The sequence below is a fragment of the Streptomyces poriferorum genome, assembly GCF_019399235.1.
GTDB classification, from domain to species: Bacteria; Actinomycetota; Actinomycetes; order Streptomycetales; family Streptomycetaceae; genus Streptomyces; species Streptomyces poriferorum.
Genome location: NZ_JAELVH010000594.1, coordinates 1 through 697 on the forward strand (window position 1 = coordinate 1; position 697 = coordinate 697).

The window sequence follows — 697 nt, forward strand, 5'->3', positions numbered from 1 at the left end:
CCGCCGGGTCAGCCATACGGCGACGGGGGTGAGCAGGGTCGCCCCGAGCAGCCAGAAGAAGAGGAACGGCAGCCCGAGAACGACGGGATGGACCCGGTTCACGAACGGCAGCGCCCCCAGGTAGAGCACGTAGGGGACCAGCAACCACAACAACTGCGGACGTCGTCTGAGCACGTCAGAGAACCTTACGACCTCACGCGCGGTGGTCAGCGCTCCCGTACACCGGTCAGCTTCCCCCAGACCACGAGCCGGTACCGCGAGGTGAATTCGGGCGTGCACGTGGTCAGCGTCAGATAGGACCCGGCGCTCCGGTAGCCCACGTACGGCTTCACGTTGCTGCGCGGCACGGTGGCGATGACCCCGCTGTCGCCGGGCTGGGTCCGGGCGAGGGTCTTGTCGACGGTGTACGTGTACACGGCGGCCCGGGTCTCGACGGTGATCCGGTCGCCGGCGCGCAGCCGGTTGATGTGGCGGAAGGGCTCGCCGTGCGTGTTGCGGTGCCCGGCGAGCGCGAAGTTCCCGGAGCCGCCGGGCTGCGCGGTGCGCGGGTAGTGACCGACGTAGCCCTTGTCCAGGACCCCCTGCTTGCTGATGCCCTGGGCGACGGGCGCGGTCAGCCCGATGCGCGGGATGCGCAGGACGGCGTACGCCTGGGACCGCCGGGGCGCGGACGAGGCACCGGCCCCCGCTCCCCCTC

General features: G+C 71.0%; 2 protein-coding genes. Both read right to left on the reverse strand.

The window, feature by feature from the left end; translation table 11 throughout:
* The coding region (locus JGS39_RS39890) for a DUF3311 domain-containing protein (RefSeq protein WP_219574641.1) at positions 1 to 144 on the reverse strand (144 nt) is incomplete at its 3' end.
* Positions 145 to 206: 62 nt separating this feature from the next.
* A partial coding sequence (locus JGS39_RS39895) for a class E sortase (protein WP_219574640.1) occupies positions 207 to 697 on the reverse strand: 491 nt, incomplete at its 5' end.